Genomic DNA, 6,398 nt, shown 5'->3' on the forward strand with positions numbered 1-6,398 from the left:
TATGATCTCATATTCTTGCTTCGCTTCAAGCTATTTTTCGAGATCCCCTAAGAGGGTGTTTATAAAGTAAAGATAAAGAGAACAGGATTTTTGCCCGTGAAGTCGTTAAGGTCAAGCATAAGCGTAACGACACAGGAGAATAGCACCAATGTCTCAAGCTTCTTACCCCAGTGACCTGACCGATGCAGAATGGGCTTTACTAGAACCCTTGATTCCTGCTCCAAAGTCCGGCGGTCATCCACGTACTACTGATATGCGACAGGTCTGCAATGGGATTTTCTATCTCCTCAAAACCGGTTGTCAATGGGCCTATCTGCCCAAGGACTTTCCTCCCTCCTCCACGGTGTACTACTACTATCGCAAATGGCAGAAGCAGGGAGTTTGGGAAAACATCAACCATGCTTTGCGGACTCGCTGCCGTCAAGCAGTGGGGAAAACCCCAGAACCTAGCGTCCTGATTGCCGATAGCCAATCGGTCAAGACGACAGAAAAAAGGGCGATGTCTATGGCTTCGATGGCGGGAAACAGGTCAAAGGAAGACGGAGAAACTTGCTAGTCGACAGTTTAGGGTTACTTTACAAAGTGATAGTCTCCGAGGGAAATAGCTCAGAACGAACCTTTGCCCTTGCTGCAGTGATGGAGCTAAGGGAGCAGCAACAGCAGATGTTGAAGCGATTGCGGTTGATGTGGGTAGATGCTGGATATCGAGGAGGACGCTTTGCCTTAAGTCTCTGGTTAATGGTGCAAGCCAAGGTGGAAGTGATTAGTAGAAACAGTAAAGAATTCATGGTACTCCCGAAGCGTTGGATTGTTGAACGTACATTTGGTTGGTTGAATTATTATCGTCGCCTTAGTAAAGACTATGAGCAATTATCAGAAGTGTCGGAGGCAGGGATTTATGCTTCCATGAGTCGTCTGATGTTGCGTCGGCTAGTTTCCTAAAGATTTACTTTATAAATGGTCTCTAAAAGCCATGACTTCATTACAGATTTCAGCTGAATCTTTACAGGGTATTTCTACCCTTGCCGCACAACTAAATCTTTCTGTCGATGATTTTTTTAAACAAATTATTCAAGGCAAATTAGCTATTATCGATGCCGAAGAATTAGAAGATTTATTAGATGTTCATGATGCGATCGCAGCCGAAACCAACCCAGAAAATCAAGAACGCATTTCTCTAGAGACAGTTAAACAAAGACTAGCTTTTTAAAGCCGTTGACTAACTTTTTTCAAACGTAGAGCATTCGTCACCACCGAAACAGAACTAAAGGCCATGGCCGCCCCAGCGATCATCGGGTTCAGGAAAATCCCCCAAGCACTGAGAATCCCCGCAGCGATGGGAATGCTGGCGACATTGTAGAAGAAAGCGAAAAAGAGATTTTGTTTGATATTGCGGAGGGTGGCGCGGCTCAGTTTAATCGCCGTTAAAATCCCTGCCAAATCCCCAGAAATAAGGGTGAGATCACTGGCGGCGATCGCCACATCAGTACCCGTGCCGATGGCAATCCCTAAATCCGCCTGGGCCAGAGCTGGAGCGTCATTAATGCCATCCCCCACCATGGCGACCACTTCCCGCTGACTTTGGAACTGTTGCACCACAGCAGCCTTTTGGTCGGGGCGCACCTCTGCCTGTACGTGATCAATGCCCACCTGTTTGGCGATCGCCGCGGCGGTGCGGGGATTATCTCCGGTGAGGAGGACAACCTTTAAACCCAATTTTTGTAACTGTTTCACGACGTTGGAGCTAGTGGGTTTAAGCTGGTCAGCCAGGGCAATGATGCCTGCGAGTTGGTGGTCAATGGCGACCCAAATCACCGTTTTCCCTTCGTTTTGCCAAGCTGTGGCCTGGGCCTGTAATTGTTCTGTGTCAATGCCGAGATCCCGTAACCAATGGGCCGTACCAATGTAGATATTTTGCTGCTGAATTGTGGCCTGTACCCCTTGCCCCGTTTGGGATTGAAAATTTTCCAGGGGCACGAGGGGAATATCCTTTGCTTGGGCGTGCTGAAAGATCGCTTCTCCCAAAGGATGCTCGGAGGACTGTTCCACACTGGCAACCCAAGACCATAGTTGCGCTTCGTCAATGAGGCTCTGGCAGTTGGTGACGCTGGGTTTCCCCTGGGTGAGGGTACCCGTTTTATCGAGGACAATGGTGCTGAGGTGGGCGGCGAGTTCAAGACTCTGGGCATCTTTAATCAAAATGCCGTGCTGGGCACCAACCCCCGTACCGACCATGATCGAGGTGGGCGTCGCTAACCCCAGGGCACAGGGACAGGCAATAATTAAAACGCTCACTAAAGTCGTGATTGCCAGGGAAAGATTACCGGCGATCGCCCAAATACTAAAAGTAACCAGCGCAATCACCAGCACGGCAGGCACAAACCAAGCGGTCACTTGATCCGCCAACTTTTGGATCGGCGCTTTACTCCCCTGGGCTTCCTGGACGAGGCGAATAATCTGCGCCAAAACCGTATCTTCCCCCACATGGGTCGCCTTCAGGATCAAACGGCCTGTTTTATTCAACGTCGAACCAATAACGCGATCGCCCACGGTTTTTTCCACGGGCAACGATTCCCCCGTCACCAAAGCTTCATCGAGGGTAGAATCCCCTTCTAAAATTTCGCCATCCACCGGAATTTTTTCCCCCGGTCGGATCAACAGGCGATCGCCCACCTGCACCTGTTCCACGGGAATATCAACGGTGGTTTCTCCCCGCAGCACCCGCGCTGTTTTCACTTGCAAGCCCATCAGTTCCCGGATCGCTGCCGCCGTTTGCCCCCGTGCCTTCCGTTCGAGCCATTGGCCCACAAGAATGAGGGTAATAATCACCGCAGCAACTTCAAAGTACACTTCCCCAATGAAGCCCCAGGCTTGAAACTGAACCGCAAACACCGTCGCCAGCACCGAATAACCATAGGCCACCCCTGTCCCCAGAGCCACCAAGGTATTCATATCGGCAGTGCGTTTTTTGAGGCTTTTCCAGGCACCAACGAAAAAATCTCGCCCTGGCCAGACCATAATCGGCGTTGTCAAAGCCCACTGCAACCAGGGATTGTGCCACCAATGGGCAATTCCCGGAATTTCTGTCCCCAGCATCATTGGTAAACTGCCCACCACTAACACCGCACTCAAGGCCCCCGCCAACCAGACCTTATGGGCTAATTTGCGCAATTGCTGTGCCCGTTCCCGTTCCTGTTGGTCGAGTTGACTTTGGCGATCGCCTTGCATGAGGGGAATCGCTTCATAGCCCGCATCACTGACCACCTGTTGCAGAGTTTCCCCATTTATCTGAGTGCCATCAAACTCCACCCGCAATTGCTCGGCGGCGAAGTTCACTTGGGCGGCCTGTACCCCTGCAGTTTTCTGGAGGGCGGTTTCGATGGTGGTGGCACAGGCAGCACAGCCCATCCCTTTGATCTGAAACTGGCGGGTTTCCATGGCGAACTTTCCTCGATGATTCAAGTGCTGGCTCCAGGATAAAAGCTCTAGTGCACTGGAGAGTCAAGGCCGCAATTTCACGTTTTATGAAGCGGGTAGAATTTCCAATTGGCCCATCATGCCAAGGTCTTCATGATCGAGAATATGGCAGTGGTAAACCGTTTTGCCGCTGAAATCCCGGAAAGCGATTCTAATTTTGACCGTTTCCCCGACCCGCACCAGTACCGTATCTGCCCAGGCAATATTTTCTTCCGGTACACCGTTGCGGCTCACCACTTGAAAGCCATTCACATGGACATGGAAGGGGTGATCCATTGTGCCCGTATTCACAATTTCCCAATCCTCCACATCGTTCAAGCGGACGGTGGTTTGGGGTTGATCCCGGTAGGCTTCCCCATTGATCAAAAAAGCCATTCCTTGTCCTGGTACCATGCCATGGTTCAGGGTAAAACGACGGGTTCGGCTCGGCTCCGGTAAAGATTCAACGGGAATTAATTGGGCAGGAATTTGCACCGGGGCAAAGGTTTGAGCACTGGGGGTAAAATCGGCGATCGCCACGGTGGCATTGTTATATTGCTGGCCCATCATCCCCATCTGGGCGCGTTGATAAGGAAGGTTGAGTAAATGGATCGGCGTTTTCGGTAGATCCTGGGTTTTGATGAGCACCTCCGCCCGTTGACCTGGGGTTAAAAGTAATTCATCCCGCTCCAGGGGTTGAGAAAAAGCACCACCATCTCCGGCAATTTGCATTAACTTTTGGCCATAGAGTTGGAGACGATAGAACCGCGAGGGGGACGCATTCAGCAACCGCAGCCGCAGTAAATCTTTGGTCACAGCGATTTCTGGGTGAAAAAGGCCATTGACCGTAATTAGATTCCCTTCTCGACCCGCCATCAAATTCATGTGGGAGTCCATCATTCCTTGGGGTGGGCGATCGCGGTTAAAATCCTGGAGAACAAAAAATTCCTCTTGGGCGGCGCGGATTTCTGGCAGTTCATCCAAGTCCCCCCGCACAACGATCAGCCCAGCTAACCCCTGAAATAACTGTTCGGCGACAAAACCATGGTGGTGGGGGTGGTACCAGTAAGTGCCAGCCCGCTGTTGGGGATGAATCTCCAGTTCGTAGTGAAAAGTTTCCCCTGGTTCGATGTGGAGGAACACATTATCTTGGTTGCCTTCTGGGGAAAGGTGCAGTCCGTGGAAGTGTAGATTTGTGGGCTGATCGAGGCTATTTTTAAAGTGAATAATTAGGCGATCGCCCGGTTGAACTTCTAGGCGGGGGCCAGGGATTTGACCGTTGTAGGTCATCATGTTGCGCGTGGGTTCTCCCCCAAGGATTACATCTTCATAGCGGGCTTCGAGGTTAATTTCCAGGGAACCCCCTTCACTACGATAAATCTCTGGTATGGGGGCGGCTAAAGGACTAGAGTTTCGGCTTCGGAGGAGATTGCGCCCCTGCCAAAGCAATGCTCCTGTTGCGCCCAAGGCCGTTAAACCGAGAAACTCACGCCGCTTAATGCCCATTGTCTGTAACCCTTAATTACCTGGATATTCTTGGAATACAGAAGTTGTGCCGTCTTTATGGAGCGCGAGAACTTGGTAAGCCTGTTGGCGATCGCCCGCTTCCATCCCTGGGGAACCGATGGGCATCCCTGGCACGGTCAAACCGACGACATCGGCGGGAGGATTGGCTAAAAACCGTTGGATATCAGCGGCGGGAATATGACCCTCAAACACATAGCCATTGGCGACAGTGGTGTGACAAGACGCAAGTTCTGGGGTGATGCCGAATTGTTCTTTGATGGCGGTGATGTCCGGCTGAATATTGTCCGTAAAAGTGAAGCCATTGGCTTCGGAATGATCCACCCAAGCGCCGCAACAACCACAGGTAGGCGTCCGGTAAACTTCTGCGGCGATCACCTGGCTGGGTATTGGCGTCTGATTTTCGACTAGGCGGAGCTGATCCCCCTGGGCCTGGGATTGACTAAAGGCCGCGATCCCACCAACACCCAGTAAAAGAGCGATCGATCCGACAGCAAACCAAGATTTTTTCACCATTACTGACACCGCAAATACAATCTGCTTTCATCATAGACTCTCCCCTCGGCTAGAAGGTCAATGGGGAAAGCGATTCAATAAGATATTGAAAAGTGAGTTTGGTTTTTGTGATGGACGTTCTGACAAATAATTGGGTCGTGGCGATCGCCTTAAATTCAACCCTGATTTTGCTTGCCTTCTTGGTGCCGAAAAAATTACTGACCCCCTGGGGTTATCTCCACGCTTGGCTGTTGGGGGTACTGGTGTGGGGTTGTCTGGGTTGGCAGGGCTATGGGGTGGTGATGTTTTATTTCCTCGTGGGGGTAGGGGTGACAAAAATTGGCAAAAACATTAAAGAAGCCGCTGGGATCGCTGAAGGTCGGGGGGGCTTGCGGGGGCCAGAAAATGTTTGGGGCTCGGCCTTAATCGGCACCATTTGCGCCCTGGGAACTTTAATTGCCCCAGAAACGATTCAACCTCTACTTTTGCTCGGTTATGTGGCGAGTTTTTGCACGAAGCTCTCGGATACCAGCGCCAGTGAAGTGGGCAAAGCCTACGGGAAACGCACATTTTTAATCACTACTTTCCAAGCTGTCCCTAGGGGTACAGAAGGGGCCGTGAGCTTAGAAGGAACCCTAGCTGGGATGGTGGCTTCGGTGGCGATCGCCTTGGTGGGGTATGGGGTCGGCTTAATCGATCCTCTGGGAATCTTCTGGTGTGTGGTAGCGGCTTTTGTGGCAACGAATATCGAAAGCGTGATCGGCGCAACGGTTCAAGAAAAATTTGCGGTTCTTACCAATGAGGTGGTGAACATTCTCAATACTTTGGTGGGAGCAACGGTGGCGATCGCCTTAGCTTCGTTATATTGGTCGGTAACTTCTTAGGTTTTAAATCCTCTTTTTAAATTATTTTGTGCAGTACCA

General features: G+C 51.0%; 6 protein-coding genes. 3 read left to right on the forward strand and 3 right to left on the reverse strand.

Translation table 11 applies throughout. The features are described from left to right. The first annotated feature begins 148 nt into the window (after positions 1-148). Together FEK30_RS15850 and FEK30_RS15855 are read left to right on the forward strand one after the other, a co-directional pair. Positions 149-942 (forward strand): IS5 family transposase gene (locus tag FEK30_RS15850; protein ID WP_138071976.1). Its coding sequence is split into 2 segments (ribosomal slippage): positions 149-482 and positions 482-942, totalling 795 coding nucleotides; the frame shifts between segments, so codons are not numbered across the junction. A gap of 31 nt (positions 943-973) precedes the next feature. Continuing rightward, positions 974-1,210, forward strand: a complete 237-nt coding sequence (locus tag FEK30_RS15855; RefSeq protein ID WP_138073706.1) for a hypothetical protein — start codon at positions 974-976, stop codon at positions 1,208-1,210. Here the strand turns inward: FEK30_RS15855 and FEK30_RS15860 are convergent. From FEK30_RS15860 to FEK30_RS15870, 3 genes are all read right to left on the reverse strand, one after another. Continuing rightward, positions 1,207-3,438 (reverse strand): heavy metal translocating P-type ATPase, encoded by a 2,232-nt coding sequence (locus FEK30_RS15860; RefSeq protein WP_138073707.1) that lies wholly within the window; start codon positions 3,436-3,438, stop codon positions 1,207-1,209. The genes FEK30_RS15855 and FEK30_RS15860 overlap by 4 nt on opposite strands. A gap of 84 nt (positions 3,439-3,522) precedes the next feature. Further along, positions 3,523-4,962, reverse strand: coding sequence for a multicopper oxidase family protein (locus FEK30_RS15865; protein WP_138073708.1), 1,440 nt, complete (start codon positions 4,960-4,962; stop codon positions 3,523-3,525). A gap of 12 nt (positions 4,963-4,974) precedes the next feature. Beyond that, on the reverse strand, positions 4,975-5,496 hold the full coding sequence (locus FEK30_RS15870) for a DUF411 domain-containing protein (protein ID WP_232314976.1): 522 nt from the start codon (positions 5,494-5,496) through the stop codon (positions 4,975-4,977). Positions 5,497-5,606: 110 nt separating this feature from the next. On the opposite strand from FEK30_RS15870, the gene FEK30_RS15875 reads away from it, so the two are divergent. Then, entirely contained in the window at positions 5,607-6,359 is a 753-nt protein-coding gene (locus FEK30_RS15875; protein WP_138073709.1) for a TIGR00297 family protein, read from the forward strand. The last annotated feature ends 39 nt before the right edge of the window (positions 6,360-6,398 follow it).

This window comes from Picosynechococcus sp. PCC 11901, from assembly GCF_005577135.1.
Lineage (GTDB): Bacteria > Cyanobacteriota > Cyanobacteriia > Cyanobacteriales > MRBY01 > MRBY01.

Excerpts from the sequence above, each read along its gene's own strand:
- FEK30_RS15870 (WP_232314976.1), bottom strand. The coding sequence starts at position 5,496 with ATGGTGAAAAAATCTTGGTTTGCTGTCGGATCGATCGCTCTTTTACTG.
- FEK30_RS15865 (WP_138073708.1), bottom strand. The coding sequence starts at position 4,962 with ATGGGCATTAAGCGGCGTGAGTTTCTCGGTTTAACGGCCTTGGGCGCA.
- FEK30_RS15855 (WP_138073706.1), top strand. The coding sequence starts at position 974 with ATGACTTCATTACAGATTTCAGCTGAATCTTTACAGGGTATTTCTACC.
- FEK30_RS15860 (WP_138073707.1), bottom strand. The coding sequence starts at position 3,438 with ATGGAAACCCGCCAGTTTCAGATCAAAGGGATGGGCTGTGCTGCCTGT.
- FEK30_RS15875 (WP_138073709.1), top strand. The coding sequence starts at position 5,607 with ATGGACGTTCTGACAAATAATTGGGTCGTGGCGATCGCCTTAAATTCA.